At 68.0% G+C, this 20,216-nt stretch carries 18 protein-coding genes; 9 read left to right on the top strand and 9 right to left on the bottom strand.

All coding sequences use genetic code 11. From position 1 onward, the window contains the following. Nucleotides 1-144 precede the first annotated feature (144 nt). Nucleotides 145-3,030, top strand: a complete 2,886-nt coding sequence (locus NUG20_RS17635) for a TonB-dependent receptor (RefSeq protein ID WP_263395722.1) — start codon at nt 145-147, stop codon at nt 3,028-3,030. A gap of 422 nt (nt 3,031-3,452) precedes the next feature. Here NUG20_RS17635 and NUG20_RS17630 read toward each other — a convergent pair whose 3' ends face one another. From NUG20_RS17630 to NUG20_RS17615, 4 genes are all read right to left on the bottom strand, one after another. Then, entirely contained in the window at nt 3,453-4,220 is a 768-nt protein-coding gene (locus tag NUG20_RS17630) for an endonuclease/exonuclease/phosphatase family protein (RefSeq protein ID WP_263395721.1), read from the bottom strand. A 20-nt stretch (nt 4,221-4,240) separates the two neighbouring features. Further along, nucleotides 4,241-5,068: a thiol:disulfide interchange protein DsbA/DsbL gene (locus NUG20_RS17625; protein WP_263395720.1), complete on the bottom strand. Its 828-nt coding sequence runs from the start codon at nt 5,066-5,068 to the stop codon at nt 4,241-4,243. 357 nt (nt 5,069-5,425) lie between these two features. After that, on the bottom strand, nt 5,426-6,067 hold the full coding sequence (locus NUG20_RS17620; RefSeq protein WP_263395719.1) for a thiol:disulfide interchange protein DsbA/DsbL: 642 nt from the start codon (nt 6,065-6,067) through the stop codon (nt 5,426-5,428). A gap of 85 nt (nt 6,068-6,152) precedes the next feature. Next, a complete protein-coding gene (locus NUG20_RS17615) occupies nt 6,153-6,974 on the bottom strand; it encodes a c-type cytochrome (RefSeq protein ID WP_263395718.1) in 822 nt (273 codons plus the stop codon). A gap of 129 nt (nt 6,975-7,103) precedes the next feature. Between NUG20_RS17615 and yihA the strand changes: the two genes are divergently transcribed. Further along, the gene (gene yihA, locus NUG20_RS17610) at nt 7,104-7,727 is read left to right on the top strand and encodes a ribosome biogenesis GTP-binding protein YihA/YsxC (protein ID WP_263395717.1); all 624 of its coding nucleotides are present in this window, start codon (nt 7,104-7,106) and stop codon (nt 7,725-7,727) included. A gap of 423 nt (nt 7,728-8,150) precedes the next feature. Here yihA and NUG20_RS17605 read toward each other — a convergent pair whose 3' ends face one another. From NUG20_RS17605 to NUG20_RS17595, 3 genes are all read right to left on the bottom strand, one after another. Further along, entirely contained in the window at nt 8,151-9,143 is a 993-nt protein-coding gene (locus NUG20_RS17605) for an MBL fold metallo-hydrolase (protein WP_263395716.1), read from the bottom strand. A gap of 129 nt (nt 9,144-9,272) precedes the next feature. Further along, nucleotides 9,273-10,103, bottom strand: coding sequence for a helix-turn-helix domain-containing protein (locus NUG20_RS17600; protein WP_263395715.1), 831 nt, complete (start codon nt 10,101-10,103; stop codon nt 9,273-9,275). Between the two features lie 215 nt (nt 10,104-10,318). Further along, the gene (locus tag NUG20_RS17595) at nt 10,319-11,014 is read right to left on the bottom strand and encodes a VIT1/CCC1 transporter family protein (protein WP_263395714.1); all 696 of its coding nucleotides are present in this window, start codon (nt 11,012-11,014) and stop codon (nt 10,319-10,321) included. 219 nt (nt 11,015-11,233) lie between these two features. Between NUG20_RS17595 and NUG20_RS17590 the strand changes: the two genes are divergently transcribed. From NUG20_RS17590 to NUG20_RS17570, 5 genes are all read left to right on the top strand, one after another. After that, entirely contained in the window at nt 11,234-12,598 is a 1,365-nt protein-coding gene (locus tag NUG20_RS17590) for a glutamate--cysteine ligase (protein ID WP_263395713.1), read from the top strand. 201 nt (nt 12,599-12,799) lie between these two features. Further along, a complete protein-coding gene (locus NUG20_RS17585) occupies nt 12,800-13,075 on the top strand; it encodes a hypothetical protein (protein WP_263395712.1) in 276 nt (91 codons plus the stop codon). Nucleotides 13,076-13,370: 295 nt separating this feature from the next. After that, the gene (locus tag NUG20_RS17580) at nt 13,371-14,042 is read left to right on the top strand and encodes a hypothetical protein (protein WP_263395711.1); all 672 of its coding nucleotides are present in this window, start codon (nt 13,371-13,373) and stop codon (nt 14,040-14,042) included. A gap of 155 nt (nt 14,043-14,197) precedes the next feature. Further along, a complete protein-coding gene (locus NUG20_RS17575; protein WP_263395710.1) occupies nt 14,198-14,596 on the top strand; it encodes a hypothetical protein in 399 nt (132 codons plus the stop codon). A gap of 493 nt (nt 14,597-15,089) precedes the next feature. After that, nucleotides 15,090-15,578: a DUF1287 domain-containing protein gene (locus NUG20_RS17570; RefSeq protein ID WP_263395709.1), complete on the top strand. Its 489-nt coding sequence runs from the start codon at nt 15,090-15,092 to the stop codon at nt 15,576-15,578. A gap of 518 nt (nt 15,579-16,096) precedes the next feature. On the opposite strand, the gene NUG20_RS17565 is transcribed toward NUG20_RS17570, so the two are convergent. Both NUG20_RS17565 and NUG20_RS17560 read right to left on the bottom strand, forming a co-directional pair. Continuing rightward, entirely contained in the window at nt 16,097-17,599 is a 1,503-nt protein-coding gene (locus NUG20_RS17565; RefSeq protein WP_263395708.1) for an ATP-binding protein, read from the bottom strand. A 26-nt stretch (nt 17,600-17,625) separates the two neighbouring features. Continuing rightward, nucleotides 17,626-18,342, bottom strand: coding sequence for a response regulator (locus tag NUG20_RS17560; protein WP_263395707.1), 717 nt, complete (start codon nt 18,340-18,342; stop codon nt 17,626-17,628). 438 nt (nt 18,343-18,780) lie between these two features. On the opposite strand from NUG20_RS17560, the gene NUG20_RS17555 reads away from it, so the two are divergent. Further along, nucleotides 18,781-19,056 (top strand): metal/formaldehyde-sensitive transcriptional repressor, encoded by a 276-nt coding sequence (locus NUG20_RS17555; RefSeq protein WP_179567232.1) that lies wholly within the window; start codon nt 18,781-18,783, stop codon nt 19,054-19,056. 43 nt (nt 19,057-19,099) lie between these two features. Further along, nucleotides 19,100-20,209, top strand: a complete 1,110-nt coding sequence (locus tag NUG20_RS17550; RefSeq protein ID WP_263395706.1) for an S-(hydroxymethyl)glutathione dehydrogenase/class III alcohol dehydrogenase — start codon at nt 19,100-19,102, stop codon at nt 20,207-20,209. Nucleotides 20,210-20,216: the final 7 nt, after the last annotated feature.

Genomic DNA, 20,216 nt, shown 5'->3' with positions numbered 1-20,216 from the left:
AAGTCGTCCAGTCGGTCCGGGACTGTCCGAATCCGGCTCCTGGCGCTTGCTTAGCGTTTACGTTTTGTTTACAAAGTGGGTCACGCCGTCGCGGTGCAGGGGGTCGCAGCGGCCGACCCACATCCTTTCTGGAGAGAGAGACGGATGAATTTCCTGCACCGCCATCCTTTGGTTTTCGCCGTTTCGTTGTCCTTGCTGGCCGGTTCGCCCGGGCTGGCCATCGCCCAGCAGGCCGTGCCCGCTGCCCCCGAGTCGGCCACCACCCTGGACAGCGTCCAGGTCACCGGCACGCGCATCCGCAGGGCCGAGCTGGAAGGCCAGGTGCCGGTGCAGACGCTGAGCCGCGCCGACATCGAACGCACCGGGTTGAACTCGATCGGCGACGTGTTGCAGGAGCTGACCGCGTCCGGCTCGGCGTTGAACGCCAAGTTCAACTCCTCCGGCAACTTCGGCTTCCCGCCGGACGGCAGCGGTGTCGGCGCCGGTTCTGCGCAGGTGGACCTGCGCCATCTGGGCGCCAAGCGGGTGCTGGTGCTGGTCGACGGCATGCGCTGGGTCAATGAGTCCTCGGCCTCGGGCGTGGGCTCGTCCACCGACCTCAACACCATCCCGTTGGCCATCGTCGAGCGGATCGAAGTGCTGGAGGACGGCGCCTCGTCGCTGTACGGCTCCGACGCCATCGCCGGCGTGGTCAACATCATCACCCGGCGCAAGTTCGACGGCGGCCAGGTCACGCTGAACTACGGCCAGTACGACAAGGGCGACGGCGCCAGCAAGGGCTTCGACCTGGCCTGGGGCCACAGTACCGAGCGCACCAGCCTGTTCCTGGGCGCCAGCTACACCAAGCAGGACCCGATCTACGCGCGCGATCGCAAGCAGTCGCTGTATCCGGTGCCCGGCACCGGGCTCAGCTTCGCCAGCTCGGCCACGCCGGACGGTCGCTTCATCTTCGTCGATCCGGTCACCGGCGCCGAGCAGGACCTGACCCTGAACAGCGGCGTGCGCGGCCCGGCCTACGACGGCAGCGCCGGCTGCACGCGCAGCGACGACTACCACTGCTTCGGTACCTCCGACCGCTACAACTTCGCCGCCTCCAACCTGCTGCTGACCCCGTCCGAACGCAAGGGCGTGTTCGGCCAGTTCCGCTACTTCTTCAACGACGACGTGCAGTGGTACCTGAAGGTGCTCGGCAACCGCCGCGAGTCGACCAACCAGGCCGGGCCGGAACCGATCTTCCTCGGCCCGGATGCCGGCACCGGCAATCCGCTGGCCGACAACATCGTCATCTCCGCGGCCAACCCGTACAACCCGTTCGGCTTCGACCTGGATTCGGCCAGCAACCTGATCATGATCGGGCGCCGGCCGGTGGAAGGCGGCGCGCGCGTGTTCGAGCAGCGCGTGGATACCCAGTACGTCGGCACCGGCTTCATCGGCAGCTTCGAGAGCGCCGACCGCACCTGGTTCTGGGACGTCAACGGCGCCTACAGCAAGAACAAGGCCGAGCAGACCAACTACGGCAGCTACAACATCTACAACATCAACCTGGCGCTGGGCGACCCGGCCGCATGCGCGGCGGTGGCCGGCTGCGTGCCGCTGGATATCTTCGGCGGCGCCGGCAGCATCACTCCGGAGATGCTGCGCTGGATCCAGCCGGTGGTGCGCGACCGCAGCCAGAACGAGCTGACCCAGTTCACCGCCAACCTCAGCAGCGACCTGTTCACCCTGCCGGCCGGTGCGGTGTCCTTCGCCACCGGCGTGGAATACCGCAAGTACGAGGGCTGGTACCAGCCCGATCCGCTGACCGTGATCGGCCACTACAACGGCGTGCCGTCGTTGCCGACCGAGGGCAGCTACGACGTCAAGGAGGCCTACCTCGAACTGAGCGTGCCGATCTTCGCCGACTCGCCGCTGGGCGACAAACTCGACCTGAGCCTGGCCGGGCGCTATTCCGACTACTCCACCTTCGGCGGCAAGTTCACCCCGAAGTACGGCCTGCGCTGGCAGGTGTCGCCGGACTTCGTGCTGCGCACCAGTTTCGCCGAAGGCTTCCGCGCACCGACCATCGGCGAACTGTACGGCTCGGCCGCGCGCGCCGACCTGACCCTGTCCGATCCGTGCTCGATCGGCCTCGGCGGCACCCCGCCGCGCGGCAGCGCCGCCAACTGCGCCGCGCTCGGCGTGCCGGCCGGCTACCAGCAGGCCAACTCGCAGATCTCGGTGACCACCGGCGGCAACCGCGCGCTGGAGCCGGAGGAAGCGCGCAGCTTCAGCGCCGGCTTCGTGTGGAGCCCGTGGTTCGCCAGCAACGTGCCGTGGTCGGACCGCTTCGACGTCGAGGTGACCTTCTACCGCCACGACATCGAAGGTGCGATCCAGGCGATCAACGCGCAGACCCAGCTCGACCTGTGCGTGGACTCGCTCGATCCGACCTATTGCACCGGCATCACCCGCGCCTCCACCGGCGGCATCAACGGCTTCAACAACCGCTTGACCAACCTCGGCTCGATCAAGACCGACGGCTGGGACGTGGACCTGTTCTGGACCTCGCCGGAGACCGCGGCCGGACGCTTCAAGATCGGCTGGCAGAACACCTTCGTCACCCGCTATGTCGCCACCGGCGCCGCCGGCCAGGTGCAGCCGCAGGAACCGGGCGTGGAAGTGGTGGACAGCGCGATCCCGGAGTGGACCAGCAACCTGACCCTGGACTGGTCGCTCGATCGCTGGAACGCGTCGTGGACGGTGCGGCACATTTCCGAACTGACCGAGCAGTGCGGCGACGCGGTGGCGTTCCCGGTATGCAGCGACCAGGCGGCCGGCACCAACACGCTGGATGCGACCACCTACCACGACGTGCAGCTGGGGTACCGCATCGACTGGCTGAAGGGCCTGACCGTCAGCGGCGGCGTCAACAACGTCTTCGACAAGGACCCGCCGATCTGCCTGTCGTGCTCGCTCAACGGCTACGACGCGTCCACCTACGACATCCCGGGCGGGCGCTATCTGTACGTGCGTGCGGACCTGAAGTTCTAGTCGCCTTCCGATCCAGAGGGTAGCCCCTTGTGGGAGCGACTTCAGTCGCGACGGGCTTTACCGATACGGCCCGTCGCGACTGAAGTCGCTCCCACAATGCATGAGGCCGATAGAGCGCGCAGGAGCGGCTGCGCCTTTGTAGGAGCGGCTTCAGCCGCGACAGGCCTTACCGGTAAAGCCCGGTCGCGGCTGAAGCCGCTCCTACAGGAAACCGTGGCAGCCGCTAGCGTTTCGTTCCGGAGGGCGCCCACAGCTTTTTTAGCGGGTTGCCGGAAACGCATTCGCTGGCGATCGCGCCTGCAGTCGGAAGCGCCGCGTGGCGACCGCTTTTGTAGGAGCGGCTTCAGCCGCGACAGGGCTTTACCGGTAAAGCCCTGTCGCGGCTGAAGCCGCTCCTACAGGAAGCGCGGCAGTCGTTATCGCTAGCGCAACATCCCCTGCGGCACTTCGATCTCGGTGGCCACCGCCAGGTGGTCGGAGAACGCGGCGGGCAAGGCGCGCTGTTCGTTGCAGCGCAGGCCGTCGCTGACCAGGATGTGGTCGATCGCGCGCTGCGGGCGCCAGCTGGGGAAGGTCGGCACCACGCAGCCCGGCGGTTGCAGCCGGGTGCGCTTGTACAGGGCCTGCATCTCCGGCCGGTCGGCGACGCAGTTGAAGTCGCCCATCAGCACCGCGTTGGGATGGTCGGACAGCAATTCGGCGATGAAGGCCAACTGCGATGCGCGCGAATTGGCGCCCAGCGACAGATGCGCCACCGCGATCGCCAGCCCCTCGGCGCCGTCGCCGAACTTGGCCAGCAGCACGCCACGCCCGCCGAGCCGGCCGGGCAGGGGATGGTCCTGCACCTCGACCGGTTCCAGCCGGCTGAGCAGGCCGTTGGCGCTGGAGGCCACGCCGCCCATGCGCCGGTTCGGCTGGTGGCTCCAGTAGTTGAAGCCGGCGCGCTCGGCCAGGTAGTGGGTCTGGTTGGTGAAGCCCGAGCGCAGGCTGCCCGGATCGCTTTCCTGCAGGCCGACGATGTCGTGCTCGCGGGCCAACTGCGCGATCGCGTCCAGGCTGCTGCGCTTGCTCCCCGCAGGCAGCGCATGCGACCAGCTGCGGGTCACGTAGTCGCTGTAGCGGCGCGTACTGGAGCCGGCCTGGATATTGGCGGTGAGCACGCGCAGCGTGCGGGTGGCGGGAACGGTCACGGTGGGGCGGGGCCTCGGGCTTACTTGGCCAGCGCGGCGCGTTCGCGCGCGATCAGGTGATCGGCGATGCGCAGCATGTCGTCGTAGTTCTTGCCTTTGACCAGGTACTTGCCATTGACGATCAGCGACGGCGTGCCGGTGATGCCGCTGCGCGTGGCGAACTGCTTGGCGCGATTGGTCTTGGTGCTGACCGCGAAGCTGCCCATGGTGTCGGCGAACTGCTTGGCGTCCACGCCGTACTTGGCGTAGAAGCCGGCGATGTCCTGCACCGAATCGCGGCCGCGCTCGCCCTTCAGGGTCTGGTCGATATGGATCGCCTTGTACAGGGCTTCGTGGGTCTTTTCCTGCACGTTCAGCGCCTCGGCGGCGTAGAACGCGCGGGCGTAGTCGTCCCAGGTGCCGCCGAACATCGCCGGCACGTAGACGAAGTGCACGTCCGACGGCAGGCCGGCCTTCCACGGGCCGATCTGCGGCTGGAAGCGCGCGCAGGCCGGGCACACGTAGCCGAACACCTCGGCCACTTCGATCTTGCCGTTGGTCGGCTGGAACGGCTGGCCGCCCGCGATGTCGGCGTAGTCGGTGCCGGCGACCGGTTCGGCGCCACTCGGCGTCCGTGCCGCGACTGGTGCGGACGGGGTGTCGGCGGCAGGCTGCGCGGCGGCATCGGCGGCCGGGGTGGAGGCATTGTCGGCGGCGGCGGGCGCGGTGTCACTGGTGGCGGGCACCGCCGGCGCAGCGGCGGGCGCGTCGGCTGCCGGAGCGGCGGTGTCGGCAGTGCCGTCCTGGGGTTTGCATGCGACCAGGATCGGCAGCAGGGCCATCAGGGTCAGGGCGAAGCGGGTCTTCATCGGCGGCATCTCCAGCAGGATGGGGGCAAACGCCGGCCGCGCCGAAAAAGCGCGACAGGCAACCCCGTCATGATGCCATGGTGCGGATGAAGCGCCGCGCTGCCGGACGTGTCATTCCTCCCTGAGCAGGCCGCATTGGGTCTGGCAGGCAGTCAGTTGGCGCTGCGTGGCGTAGCGCCCGACTGGCGATCAGGTCAAGCCGCGCGGCCGCCGGCCTGCAGGCCCAACCCGCAGCGCCGCTCTTGCGCACGCACGCGGCCGCTTCATCGCTTGGGCGCGACTTCCTGCCTCTTCCTTGTCGCATGCACGCGCAACAACGGCGCGACGTGCTCAAGAAGGGATGAAGCGCCCGCCGGATTACTTGCCCGCGCGCTCGCGGGCGACCAGCGCATCGGCGATGCGCAGCATGTCCTGGAAGTTCTTGCCCTTGACCAGGTACTTGCCGTTGATCACCAGCGCCGGGGTGCCGGGGATCTCGGTGCGCGCGGCGAAATCGCGCGCGGCCTTGACCTGCGCGGCCACCTGCGGGCTGTTGTAGGCGGCGACGAAGTCCTGCGGCTTGACTCCGTACGCGGCATAGAACGCAGCCAGCTCCTCCGGCGCCACGTTCTGCACCGGCACGCTGTGCTTGTCGTGGATCGCCTCGAACAGCGCGTGGTGGCTGCGGGTCTGCACGCCCAGCTTCTGCGCGGCGTAGAACGCACTGGCGTAGCTGTCCCAGAAACCGCCGAACGCGCCCGGCACCAGCGTCACCCGCACATCCTTGCCCTGCTTGCGCGTCCACTCTTCCAGGATCGGCTCGAAGTGCGCGCAGTGCGGGCAGGTGTAGCCGAACACCTCCACCACCTCGATCTTGCCGGCCAGCGGCGCGAACGGCTGCGGCTTGGCGATCAGCGCGTAGTCCTCGCCTTCGACCACGGTGGCGGCCTTGGGCTGCGCGCAGGCGCCCAGCGGCATCAGGGTGAGCAGGCACAGCAGCAGGCGGGGCAGACGGTTCATGCGATCTCCATGGCAAAAAACGAACGCCGGTCGTGACGACCGGCGCGAGAGGGAAGCGGTCCGGCGCCGCCGCGGCGGCGCGCGATCAGGATTGTTGCGCAGGCGCGACCGGTTGTGGCGCCGCTTGCGCTGGCGTGACCTGCGCCGCGGCCGCGTCGTCGGCGCGATCGTGCAGGCCCTGCAGATAACTGCCCAGTGCCTTCATTTCCTGCTCGGTCAAGGGCTTGGCCACCTGCGCCATGATCTTGAACAGCGCCGGATCGCGTTCCTGGGTGGTGCCGGACTGGTACTCCTGCAGGCGCCGCGCCACGTAGTCGGCGTGCTGGCCGCCCAGGTGCGGATACGCCGGGCCAGGATTGCCGGCGCCGGTGGGGCCGTGGCAGGCCATGCACGCTGGAATCCCGCGCGCCGGATCGCCGCCGCGGTACAGCTGCTGGCCGACCTCGTAGAACTTCATGCCCGCATACGGGCCATCGCTGACCACCGCGTCGTCGGCGATGCCGGCGCCGGCCTTCTGCGTGGCGAAATAGGCGCCGATGTCGCGCATGTCCTGCGCGCTCAGCGGCTGCACGAACGGGACCATCGCGGCGACCGCGCCGGTGGTGCGTTCGCCGTGCGCGATCAAGGCCATCTGCCGCGCGCTGTAGCGCTCGCTCTGGCCGGCGATGCGCGGATACATCGCGATCGACGGATTGCCGTCGGCACCGTGGCAGGCGGCGCAGGACGCGGCCTTGGCCTGGCCGGCCTTGGCATCGCCCCAGGCGGCCTTGCTGACGTCGCCTTCCAGCGGCGCGGTACGCACCGGCGCGTTGTCCGGAATGGGAACCACCGAGGTCTGCGCGAACGCGACCGCAGCGGCGGCGGAAACCGCTAGACCAGCAAAGGCAAGAACGCGAGCGTGGCGCATTAGCTGAAGCTCCGTGTGACCCGACCCGCGGCTGCCGGGCCGGCGACCGCATTCGCGCGATTATCCCTGCGCCGCGCCCTGCCGGTCAATGAACCCCGCCCGGGCCGGCGGACGTGCGATCCTAGCGCCATGTCGCTCCTAATAGAACGTGCCCAGTATCTGCTTTCCGCCCACAACCCCCGGCAGCTGCCGGAGGACGGGGGCTGGGAGGTGGCCTTCGCCGGCCGCTCCAACGCCGGCAAATCCAGCGCGCTGAATGCGCTCACCCGTCAGAACGCGCTGGCCCGCGTGTCCAAGACCCCCGGCCGCACCCAGCAGCTGGTGTTCTTCCAGATCCAGCCCGAACGCTATCTGGTGGACCTGCCCGGCTACGGCTACGCCAAGGTGCCGCTGGAGCTGCAGGCGCACTGGCAGTCGTTCATCGACAAGTATTTCCGCACCCGCGACGCCCTGCGCGGCCTTGTAGTGGTGATGGACATCCGCCACCCGCTGAAGGACTACGACCGGCAGATGCTCGGTTACGCGGTGCAGCGCGGGCTGCCGGCGCACGCGTTGCTGACCAAGGCCGACAAGCTCGGCCGCGGCCAGCAGGCGCAGGCGCTGCAGCAGGTGCGCAAGGACCTGTCCAGTTCCTTCGGCGACACGGTCAGCGTGCAGCTGTTTTCTGGCGAGACCCGCCAGGGCGTGGACGAGGCGCGCGGTATCGTCGGTGGCTGGCTGGGGCTGGATACGGAGCCGACCGCTACGGAATGAGTGCGGCGGCGCCGGACCTCCGGCGTCTTCTGCGCAGGTGCTGCCTGCGATCGGCAGCAAGCGGCGGTCGTGTCTGCGTTGGCTGCATCGCAAGCGCGATGCCGGGCGCCGTAGGGGCGGATGCGGGTACGGGCGTGGCCTCGTGCATCCAGACTCATCGAGACGCTTCGCGCCGGACCCTCACCCCAACCCCTCTCCCGGTGGGAGAGGGGCTTGGCTTCTTCCTTCTCCCCTCGGGACCATGGCCCCCTTTTCGGGGGAAGGTGCCCCGCAGGGGCGGATGAGGGTACGGGCGAAGCCTCGTGTACCCAAACTCCGCGAGACGCTTCGCGCCGTACCCTCACCCCAACCCCTCTCCCGACGGGAGAGGGGCTCAAGCGCGCCGCGGCTGTTCTTCCTTCTCCCGCCGGGAGAAGGCTGCACTCAAGGCGTCGCCGGCAGCGGCGCGAACTCGGCGGGGACCCAGGCGAACGCAGCGCCGTCGCGGCGCACATGGCCCAGTCCCGGGAACGGCAGATGCGCGCCGGCGATCCACCAGCCGCCGTCGGCGGCATGCGCCATGGTCCGCTTGCGCGCGGCGATCGCCGCAGCGCGATCGCTGTCGGCCTCGTAGGAGGCCTGCGGCTGCGCGAACTGCACCGCGTGGTAGTGCACCAGATCGCCCCACACCAGCAGCTGCTGGCCGCCACCGCCGTCGAAGCGATAGGACACGTGGCCAGGAGTGTGGCCGTGCGTGTCCAGCGCTACAGCGTTGCCGGGCAGCGCGTCGCCGGGCCGGAAGCGGCGCAGCCGATCCTTGGCCTGGTAGGGCGCCGCCGCCGCGCGCGCCAGCGGGAATGCGAACTTCAGCATCTGCGGTGCGCCCGCTTCGCTGGCCGGATCCAGCCAGTACGCGGCATCGGCCGCGCTCAGCCACACCGTGGCGTTGGGATAGGCGGCCTGTCCCTGCGCATCGAGCAGGCCGCACATGTGGTCGGGATGGGCGTGGGTCAGCAGCACGTCGTCCACCTGCGCCGGCGTGTAACCGGCCGCGCGCAGGTTCGCCAGCACCTGGCCCAGGCCGGGGCCGAAGCAGGCGGCGGTGCCGGTATCGACCAGAGTCAGGTGCGTGCCGTCCTGGATCAGGTAGGCGTTGACCGCGGTCTGCAGACCCTGCGGCGTCTCGGGCACGTAGCGGTGGTCGAGCAGGCGCGCGATCGCGCCGGACTCCAGATTGGACAGTTGCGCGCGCGGCAACGGCACCGTGCCGTCGAACAGCGCGGTGACGCGCAGCGTGCCGATCGCCTGGCGATAGACGCCGGGAACCTGGCTGGCCGGTGCGGCCGGCGCGGCGGCACGGGCGGCCGGCGGCGACGAGACGGCCATGGCGGCGGCCAGCGCCAGCAGGGCCAGTGGGCGCGATACGAAAACGGGCATGAGACGTTCCAGCAGGGAAGCGGCGTTCGCCGCGGTCCGTGCATGCTGCGCGGATGGCGCTGCGCGATTCGCTCATTCGGCTGCGCGCGGCGCTCGCGGCGTGGTGCGTTGCGCGTGGCGCAACTGGGTCTAGTTGCCGATGCTCGCCGGATCCAGGCCGTAGCGCTGCTGGAAGCGCTGGCTGAAACTGCGCGTGGAGCGGTAGCCGGCGCGCGCGGCCACCGTCTTCAGCGGCCAGCGGGTGGTGTAGAGCAGTTCCATCGCATGCGCCAGGCGCGCGTCGACGATCAGCTCGCGCAACGTGGTGCCTTCGCCGGCCAGGTGCCGGCGCAGGGTCGCACCGCTCAGCCCCAGGCTATCCTCGAGATCGCGCGAACGCCATGCGCGCTGCGGCTGCGCCGCGACCAGTTCGCGCACCTGCGCGGCGACACTCGGCGCGGGCGGCAACAGCAATCCGCCGTGGCCGCGCCGGCAGAACGCGACCACCAGCGCCGCCAGCGCCAGCCTGGCTTCGGTGTAGTGGCCATCCTGCAGCGCCTGCCGCCACTGCAGCAACGCGCTTCCGAACTCGACCGCGCGCAGCCGCGCCAGTTCCTCGCCGGCCGCCGGCAGCGGCTCGTTCCACAACGTGCGCGCCGCGCTCAGCGCTTCCTCGCACAGCGGGATCACCGCGGTCAGGTACAGGCCGCTGTGCGGGTCGGGAATGTTGACCACGTCGATGCGGCAGCGCCGGGTCACCAGAAACAGATCGCCCGGCACGAACTCCAGCGCCTGCGTCGCGGTGCGCACCTGCTTGCGGCCCTGCAGCAGGATCGCCAGCTGCGGCCGCGGGATGTCGACCGAGCGCGCGCCGTGTTCGCTGCGCGCGGCGATGCAGGCGTAGCCTTCGGCACGTTCGCACTCCACCAGCGTCGCCAGTTGCGCAAGCAGCAGGAATTCGGGGTCGTGGGTATCGGCCATCGAAGACGATGCTACAGCAGCGCGTAGCGCTGCATGCCCGCTGCCGGCGCGCTGCGGCCTGCCGTTGGCGCAGTTGCGATCGGCTAATGTCGTTGGTGAAGACGGGTGCCGTTGCGCTGGTCATGCTGTTCGGTGCACGTCGCCAAGCCGCCCGGACCCGCTGGAACGCCAGGAAGGCGATCGCTCCGGTCGCGGGTCCGCCGTGAAGCGTCGGATCAGACCTGCACGCCGAACAGCCGGCCGACCGCGCCGGTGGCGAGCATCGCCGCCGCACCCCAGAACACCACGCGCACCGCGCCGCGCACCCCGGACGCGCCGCCGGCGCGCGCCGCCAGGGCGCCGGTCAGCGACAGCCCGAGCAGCGTCGCCGCGACGGTCACCCCCACCTGGCGGCTCGCCGGCGCCAGCATCGCGGCCAGGATCGGCAGCGCCGCACCGCAGCAGAACGCGGCCGCCGATGCCAGCGCGGCCTGCAGCGGCCGTGCGCGCAAGGTCTCGGTGATGCCCAGTTCGTCGCGCGCATGCGCGCCCAGCGCGTCGTGCGCGGTCAGCTGCTCGGCGACCTGGCGCGCCAGCGCCGCATCCAGCCCGCGCTGGCGGTAGATGGCGGCGAGTTCGTCCAGCTCGCTGTGCGGGTCCTCGCGCAGTTCGCGGCGCTCGATCGCCAGGTCGGCGCGCTCGGTGTCCACCTGCGACTGCACCGAGACATATTCGCCGGCGGCCATCGACATCGCGCCGGCGACCAGGCCGGCGATGCCGGTCGCCAGCACCGCCGGCGCGGGCGCACCGCTGCTGGCCACGCCGACCACCAGCCCGGCCACCGACAGGATGCCGTCGTTGGCGCCGAGCACCGCGGCGCGCAGCCAGCCGGCGCGGTCGGCGCGATGCAGTTCGGAATGGGCGGGGCGCATCGGCGGCCTGCATGGCGGGGGAACAGGCCTGCAGCCTAGCCGAGCGTGGCGCCGCCGGCAGTGCTGCGTCTCACTCGCGCCGGCGCGAACCCGGCGGATGTGGAATGCTGCAGCACCGCCGGTAGCGATGTGGGCCGGGCGCCGGTCACGTTATAGTGCGGCCCTTGCGATGTCGGCGGGCCATCCCCACATCGCCTCATCTTCCGTGCGAGCCTGCCCTTGTCGAGCCCCAGCCACGTTGCCGAAACGCCGATCACCGACCGCACCGAACTGGTCGAGGTGCTGGCCTCCGGCGAGAAGCCCGAAGCGCAGTGGCGCATCGGCACCGAACACGAGAAGTTTGGCTTCCGCCTGGACGACCTGCGCCCGCCGACCTTCGAAGGCGAGCGCGGCATCGAGGCCCTGCTCAACGGCCTGACCCGCTTCGGCTGGGAGCCGGTGCTCGAAGGCGGGCGCACCATCGCGCTGCTGCGCGACGGCGCCTCGGTGACGCTGGAGCCGGCCGGCCAGCTGGAACTGTCGGGCGCGCCGCTGGAAACCATCCACGACACCTGCGTGGAAGTGGGCAGCCACCTCAACGAGGTCAAGCAGGTCGCCGACGAACTGGGCCTGGGGTTCCTCGGCATGGGCTTCCAGCCGAAGTGGCGCCGCGACGAGATGCCGTGGATGCCCAAGGGCCGCTACCAGATCATGAAGAACTACATGCCCAAGGTCGGCGCGCTCGGCCTGGACATGATGACCCGCACCTGCACGGTTCAGGTCAACCTGGACTACGCGACCGAAGCGGACATGATCAAGAAGTTCCGCGTGTCGTTGGCGCTGCAGCCGATCGCCACCGCGCTGTTCGCCGACTCGCCGTTCACCGAGGGCAAGCCCAACGGCTACCTCAGCTACCGCTCGCACATCTGGACCGACACCGACGCCGACCGCACCGGCATGCTCGACTTCGTATTCGAGGACGGCTTCGGCTACGAGCGCTACGTCGACTACCTGCTCGACGTGCCGATGTACTTCTCCTACCGCGACGGCACCTACGTCGACGCCAGCGGGCAGAGCTTCCGCGATTTCATGCAGGGCAAGCTGCCGGCGCTGCCGGGCGCGCTGCCGACGCTGCGCGACTGGTCCGATCACATGACCACCGCGTTCCCGGAAGTGCGGCTGAAGAAATACCTGGAAATGCGCGGCGCCGACGCCGGCCCGTGGGGCCGCCTGTGCGCGCTGTCGGCGTACTGGGTCGGCCTGCTGTACGACGACGCGGCGCTGGATGCGGCCTGGGACCTGGTCAAGGACTTCAGTCTGGTCGAACGTCACGCGCTGCGCGACGGCGTGCCCAGGCAGGCGCTGAAACTGCCGTTCCGCAACGGCACGGCGCAGGACCTGGCCGCCGAGTCGGTGAAGATCGCGCTGGACGGCCTGCGCCGCCGCGCCCGCCTGAACGGCGACGGCCAGGACGAATCGCGCTTCCTGGAACCGCTGGTGGAGATCCTCCACGCCGGCGAGACCGCGGCCGAGCGCAAGCTGGCGCTGTACCACGGTGCCTGGCAGGAAAACGTCGATCCGGTGTTCCGCGAGTTCGCTTACTGATCGTCGCGCCTGGCGTAGCGTGTTCCCGTCGATGACGCATGGCGATTCCCGGCGTTGCAGCGCCGCCTGGCATTTGCCGCGTGTCTTCGCGGATGCGCCGATCACGGCCATGGGCCGCGTTACCTCAGGTTTTCTGTCTCCTGGCGATGGTGGATGCCCGGTGCGATACCGCGTTTGGCGGTTCAATGGCAGTCGGGCGGCATGAAGAAGCGCTCTCCACGTCTGCGTCTCGGGCGACCCTCTGGACTTGTTCTGGCGTTCGGAACGCTCCTGGGGCTCACGACCATCGGCTACGGCTGGATCATGCTTTTTCTTCGACCTGCCGGCATCGGGCCTTGCCGTCTCAACTGTGGTCTGCGGCAGGCCTACCTGACGTTTCTCGGCCAGCCGCTGTACAACCTCGTCTTCGGGTTGGCGGACGTCGCCCTTGGCGTGGCGTTGATCGCCTTTCTGGCGTGGATGCGCTTTCGTAAATAGGGATGTCGAGCATGTTGCCAGAGCCGGCTGTCCACGCAGGCGCCGTGGCGCGTTCTACGTAATGCAGCTGGTGGTATGCATGAGCAGCTACCTGCCTTGCTGCATGGTCAACATGGTCTGCCGCTAGGTGTTCTGCATCGGGTGTTTGCCCTGCGATTCACCCATACGGCATTCTCATCGCTACTGGTGTCATGGCAGCGCCGCTTGTTCGGGCAGCTCCGGACTCTTTCGGGCGCTGCCTAGGTACGTCGACTGATGCGATGGTGTACTCCATTCAACTTGGGCGTTAGGATCCATGCCGAAGATTCGGGCGTCTGCAATACTCCTGATCGCCGCCGCAGGCGCAGTGATGGTGACGGGCGGCTTCTTCTATCCGCAGGCCAAGCGGTCTTGGCACGAGTTGCAGGCGCGGCGCGCTCAAGGGCGCGAATTCGTGAGCGCATCCGAATCCGATCAGAGAATGATCGTGAGAAGCCTTCTCCTGAACGAACTGGGCAAGCCGCCTTTGTGCGGTCCGTCGGGAGACTGCCCCAAAGAGCCGATCTTCTTCGACCGCCTGTCTGCGACGCTCCGGTCGGCAGACTACGAAGGGCCGGAAGCCAAATACACGTTCTTTACGATCAGGCCCGAGGGCTCGTTGGCCAATGACAGTGATGATTCTTGGCCTGCCCCGTTAAAGGCGCTGCTCGACAACCTGTCGCAGCGCCAGACCTACAATGCCGACCCGATGCTGTCTGGCGTGACCTATGTCGACCGAGCCGAGGACCTGCCGGTGTTGGGAGAACCAGACAGCTGCGACAAGCTCGTCAGCCCTAGGCTGGTGAGAATCAGCAGGGCGGCGATCCAGAATTCGGAAGGGCTTGCGCTCGTGTTGGTTGCGACGACGTTCTGCGATGGAAGCGGAGTCCCGGGCATGGCAAGCCTTCGCCGGGACGGCCCTGGTTGGCGAGTGCTGAAGGGTCGCTAGAGAGGCGGTGGCCACTCGATCACAGGAGTTGCAAGGCGATGCCGCGGCGGCCTTGAGCGCACAGCGCTGGGCGAGCGGGCCTGCAATGTGCAGCCACACTTCGTCAGTTCGCCGATTCATCGGTAATTTCCGCTCTTTCAAGCTTCGCGTCGATCATGGATACTCGACACGAACCGCCGGCGATCCAGCCGCGGTTAGGCGACATGGAGAGTGCCATCGTGGGGCTAATGAGGATATGTTTCGCGGCCTTGTTCCTGATGGCTGCCTGCGCATCGATTGCGCGCGCGGCGCCTGTCGCAAGCGACAGGCCGGCAGAAGTGGCGCCGGTCCCTGAAGGTGGGTTTTCCTGGCAAGGGCAGGTCTATACCGTCCCGGAGTTAGGTAAAGCACTCCGATTGGCCAAGCCGTCGGAGAGCATCACTTCTGTGGTGATGCTCGGCGACGACGCGACGGTGCAGGACGTGATTGACATCGCGGCGCTGTCGCATGCTGCAGGCCTTCCTGCGTTCTATCGGCTCAACGGCAAGCTTCACCGCATCGAGGTGAGCGAGTGATACCTCGCCATTCGTCGAGCCGATGCCGTCTTGCGGCGTGGGTTGATGCACGTGCCGGCCTTCGGAGCATGAAAGTCAGTGATAGCTCATCCGTCAGTTGCCGTGTTACACCTTCATGGCGAATGATTCGCCGCTGTCGAGGGGGGGGCGGAGCAGTGGAGTTGCAGCGGCTGGCCTGCCACCGTGCAGAGCGGCTTGGTCCGCAACGCCACGACGTAAGCGGCCTGCCACACGCTAGCGTGCTCAATAGTGCATTCAACGAATCCGCTTTGCGGGCTGCTTAATTTTGGTGTCAGGTGCCATGCCCAACTTCCGCGCAACCTTTGGTATCAGCATCTGCATTGCGCTAGCGATTGCTGCGTGCAAGCCGCAGCAAGAGGGGCCGGCCCCTGCTCCACGATCGGCAACTCCCCCTGATTCGGCTGCCCATTCGCCAGCTCGGCCAGGCTTGCCTGCTGATGTCCGTACCATCATTGCGGCCAGCCGAGAAAGAATGTCCTTGGGAGAGGTCTACGACCCCAAGTACTACACCATGGCCTATCCGGGCGGAGACGTCGCCAACGACCGTGGCGTTTGCACCGACGTCGTCATTCGCGCCTACAGGCACCTCGGGATCGATTTTCAGCAGTTGATCCATGAGGACATGCGTCGGGATTTCTCGGCGTATCCGCAGCTTTGGGGGAGCCAATCGACCGACAGGAATATCGATCATCGGCGGGTGCCCAACATCGAGCGGTTTCTGACCCGCAAGGGCGCATCGCTGCCGATCAGCGATCGTGCCGTGGACTATCGCCCCGGCGACTTGGTGACGTGGCGGCTGGCTGGCGGGTTGCCCCACATCGGGATCGTTTCGGATCGCCATGCGCCAAGCAGCGACCGCCTCCTGATACTCCACAACATTGGTGCAGGCACTGCCGAAGACGATGTTCTTTTCAGTTATCCGATCGTTGGACATTTCCGCTACTACCCGGATGGCGCTTAGCCCGTCCAGGCCAGGCGTCCCCGGGGCGCCGCTTGGGTCTGATGCGACAACAGCCATTTTTGGACTTCTGCCGTGACCCATCCATTCACTACGTCCCACTATTTCAAGAACATCGCATGGCTCATTGTGATCGTGGGCCTTTTGATTTTTAGTGGCTATAAATTTTTCACAACATTGCATGTGCGTCCAAGCCCTGGGCCCTTCTTTGCAATTGCCGCATTCGCGCTGTTTTTGACTACTGTCAGGGTCTTCAGGCGGATTCTTGCCATCCGCCGTGGCCTTCCTCGGGGATAGCATCGTGCCGCAGCTTTGGCCAGGTGAACTGGCGCTTCGCTCGGTGATGCAAGGCGTTCATTCGATGCCGACTGCACTTCGAGAGCTGGTAGAGCTTAGATCTGAGCAAGTTATTTTGCGCGCGAGGTAGATGGCAGTCGCTGGTCGTGGCGAACACTCCCGCGTGGGGCGGAGTGCCGAGCCAAGTTTGCGTGCCTCTGATCGGCTTGCATGCCGCTGTCACCTCAGCCAGTCGCGGCCTGACACGGCAGCTCCACGCACACCCGCAACCCGCCTTCGGGGCGGTTGGTCAGGGTGATCTCGCCGCCGTGGGCGAGCACGATGCTGTGCGCCACCGACAGGCCCAGGCCGATGCCGCCGGTGTCGCGGTTGCGCGAGTTCTCGCCGCGGAAGAACGGCAGGAACAGTTGCTCGTGCTGGGCCGGGTCGATGCCGGGACCGTCGTCGTCGATCCACAGCACGCAGTCGGCGCCGTCGCGGTGCAGTTCCAGGCGCGCGCGCTTGCCGTACTTGAGCGCGTTCTCGAGCAGGTTCATCACCATCCGTCGCAGCGACAGCGGGTCGCCATCGAGGGTGATCGCCTGTCCGGCGACGAAGGCCACGTCCGCGCCGGTGTCGCTGGCATCGTCGACCACGCTCTCCACCAGCAGGCGGAAATCCAGCGGCGCGCGGGTGCCGCGGCGGCTGTCGTTGTGGATGAAGTCCAGCGCCGCGGAGATCATCGCCTTCATCTCGTCGATGTCGGCGATGGTCTTGTCGCGCAGCGGCGGTTGCAGGCCTTCCAGGCGGAACGCCAGGCGCGCCAGCGGCGTGCGCAGGTCGTGGGCGATCGCCGCGACCATGTGCGTGCGCTCGTTGACCAGGCGGTTCAGGCGCGCCTGCATCGCGTTGAACGAGTCGGCGGCCTGCACGATCTCGCTGGGGCCGCTGCGCTGCAACGGCTGCGCATCGGGATTGCGGCCGAGGCGGTCGGCGGCTTCGGCGAAGCGCTTGATCGGTGCGGCCAGTGCGCGCGAGAACCACCATGCCAGCGGCAGCATCGCCAGCAGGCCGGCAACGAACAACAGGGCGACCTGGGTCTTGAATGCGGTGGAGATGCGCCGCGGCGGCGACACCACGTGGCGCCAGCGGCCATCGGGTTGGCGCAGGGCGGCGGTGAACCCGCCAAGCAGCGGAGAGGCGGGCGCGAAGCCGCGGTCGCGCCATCGCGCGCCCATCGCACGCATCGTGGCGCCGAACGCGCCGGCGGGCATGGGCCGGTCCGATTGCGGTTGCGCAGGTGGCTGCGCCGCGACGCCCGGCGGTGGGCCGGGCTCGTCGAACGGCGGCGACCCGTTGCGCAGGAAACGTTCGTCGCCGGGGGGGCCGGCACGCGCCTGCATACGTTTCCGCGCGTCCATCGGGAAATTCGGATTGGGCAGGTTCTCGTCGCTGCTGCGGTAGAAACGCACGCGTTCCGGCGTCACGTCCAGCCAGTTCGCCATCATGAACTCGGCGATGGAATCGCGGATCTGCCCCGGCGCGGGCAGCGGCGCCCGCACCGAGTCGTGCACCTTCAGTGTCCGCGTGCCGGCGGGCATCTTGGTCGTCAGCAGCGCGATCACCTCCGGCGGATGTACCGGCATTTCGTAGACCGGCGTGCGCAACACGAGCAGGGCGATGCCGATCAGCTGCGCGGTCAGCAGCGCCGCCACCAGCAGCAGGAACGTGCGCACGAAGATCGACATGCCGCGGCGGCCCCGCTTGGGCGCGTTCACAGCCGGGCGACGCTCGGCAGCAGCATGTAGCCTTCGTTGCGCACGGTGCGGATCAGTTCGGTCTGCACGCGCTCGTTGATCTTGCGCCGCAGGCGGCTGATCTGGCTGTCGATGGCGCGGTCGTAGACCTCGGTGTCGCGGCCGCGCGCATAGTCGAGCAGCTGGTCGCGGCTGAGCACGCGCTGCGGATGTTCGACGAAGGTGCGCAGCAGCGCGAACTCGCCGTCGGAGAGATTGATGAAGATGCCGGTGGGGTCGCGCAGGTCGCGGCGGATCACGTCCAGGCGCCAGCCGGCGAATTCGTAGACGTTGCCGCGCGCTTCCGGCGGCAGCGTCGCCGCCTGGCTGCGACGCAGCAGGGCGCGCACCCGCGCCAGCAGTTCGCGCGGATTGCAGGGCTTGGCCAGATAATCGTCGGCGCCCACTTCCAGGCCGATGATGCGGTCGGTGTCGCTGCCCAGCGCGCTGAGCATGATCACCGCCGGCGCGCCGCGTTCGCTGGCCAGTTGCCGGGCGGCGCTGAGGCCGTCCTCGCCGGGCATCATCACGTCCAGGATCACCAGGTCTGGTTGGCGTATCGCCATCAGCCGGCGCATGTCGGCGACGTTCTCCGCGGCCTCCACCTGATAGCCGTGCTCCTGCAGGAATTCGCTGATGAGCCGGCGCAGATCGGGGTCGTCGTCGACCACCAGAATGAAGGAGTGCATGTCCATGATCTTGAAGGGCGGCCGCTCGGAGTTCAGTCAGTCTAGACGCGGCCGCTGCCGCCTGGAACTGGTGCGGGCGGGCCGTCGCTGCAGGGTGCAAGGCGGGCGCGTGATCGCGTGGCCATGATAGGCAGTGGCGTCGGTGGCCTCATGGCCGCTGTGTGTCGATGGCTGACATGCGTTGACACATTGCGGGCGCGCTGTCCGGTCCGTGGCCTTTGCAGCTGCCGGGGGATCACAGGCCTGGCGCTGGTGCCGAGCGAACAGCGCCAGGGCCATGGCGCTGTTCGCTGCATCGGTTCCGCCCCGCAGCGCCGCCCATTCAGCGCCAGGCGACTGAGACGCCGCCGCGCGCCCGCGCGCCCGATCCGGGACGCGCGGGCGTTTTCTTTTGCGGGCGGAGGAATATACTGTCCCCCAGTATAGTTCCAGGACCGCCGTCGCATGCCGCACACGCCCCACGAGAAGAAACGCGTCCTGGCCCGCATCCGCCGCGTGCGCGGGCAGACCGAGGCGCTGGAGCGGGCGTTGGAAGGCGGCGCCGACTGCGCTGCGGTGCTGCAGCAGATCGCGGCGATCCGCGGTGCGGTCAACGGCCTGATGTCGGAAGTGATGCAGGCGCATATCCGCGAAGAATTCGGCCACGCCGCCGCCTCGGAGACGCAGCGCGCCGCGCGCGTGCGCGAGATGGGCATGCTGGTCCGCTCCTATCTCAAGTAAAGCCGAACCCCACGACCCAACCCGCTAGTCCAGGAGAAACCTCATGAAATCCCGCGCCGCCGTAGCCTTCGAAGCCGGCCAGCCGTTGCAGATCGTGGAGATCGATGTCGAGCCGCCGCGCCAGGGCGAGGTGCTGGTCCGCATCACCCACACCGGCGTCTGCCACACCGATGCGTTCACGCTGTCCGGCGACGATCCGGAAGGCATCTTTCCCGCGGTGCTCGGCCATGAAGGCGGCGGCATCGTCGAGGCGATCGGCGAGGGCGTGACCAGCGTCAAGGTCGGCGACCACGTGATCCCGCTGTACACGGCCGAATGCCGCAAGTGCAAGTTCTGCCTGTCGGGCAAGACCAACCTGTGCCAGGCCGTGCGCGCCACCCAGGGCAAGGGCCTGATGCCCGACGGCACCACCCGCTTCTCCTACAACGGGCAGCCGATCTTCCACTACATGGGCTGCAGCACCTTCAGCGAATACACCGTGGTGCCGGAGATCTCGCTGGCGGTGGTCAATCCCGAGGCGCCGCTGGAGAAGGTGTGCCTGCTCGGCTGCGGCGTCACCACCGGCATCGGCGCGGTGCACAACACCGCCAAGGTCAAGCCGGGCGACTCGGTAGCGGTGTTCGGCCTGGGTGGCATCGGCTTGGCGGTGATCCAGGGCGCGGTGCAGGCCAAGGCCGGGCGCATCCTGGCCATCGACACCAACCCGGGCAAGTTCGACCTGGCGCGCAGCATGGGCGCGACCGATTGCATCAATCCGAAGGACTACAGCAAGCCGATCCAGGAAGTCATCGTCGAGCTGACCGATGGCGGCGTGGATTTCAGCTTCGAGTGCATCGGCAACGTGCACGTGATGCGTTCGGCGCTGGAGTGCTGCCACAAGGGCTGGGGCGAGAGCGTCATCATCGGCGTGGCCGGCGCCGGCCAGGAGATCAGCACGCGTCCGTTCCAGCTGGTCACCGGCCGCGTGTGGCGCGGCAGCGCGTTCGGCGGCGTCAAGGGCCGCACCCAATTGCCGGGCATGGTGGAGCAGGCGATGCATGGCGAGATCGATCTGGATCCGTTCATCACCCACACCATGCCGCTGGAAGAGATCAACGAAGCCTTCCACCTGATGCACGAAGGCAAGTCGATCCGCACCGTGATCCATTTCTGACCTGACG

The organism is Xanthomonas sp. CFBP 8443 (genome assembly GCF_025666195.1).
Classification (GTDB): domain Bacteria; phylum Pseudomonadota; class Gammaproteobacteria; order Xanthomonadales; family Xanthomonadaceae; genus Xanthomonas_A.
This window is presented reverse-complemented; position numbering and strand designations above follow the sequence as displayed.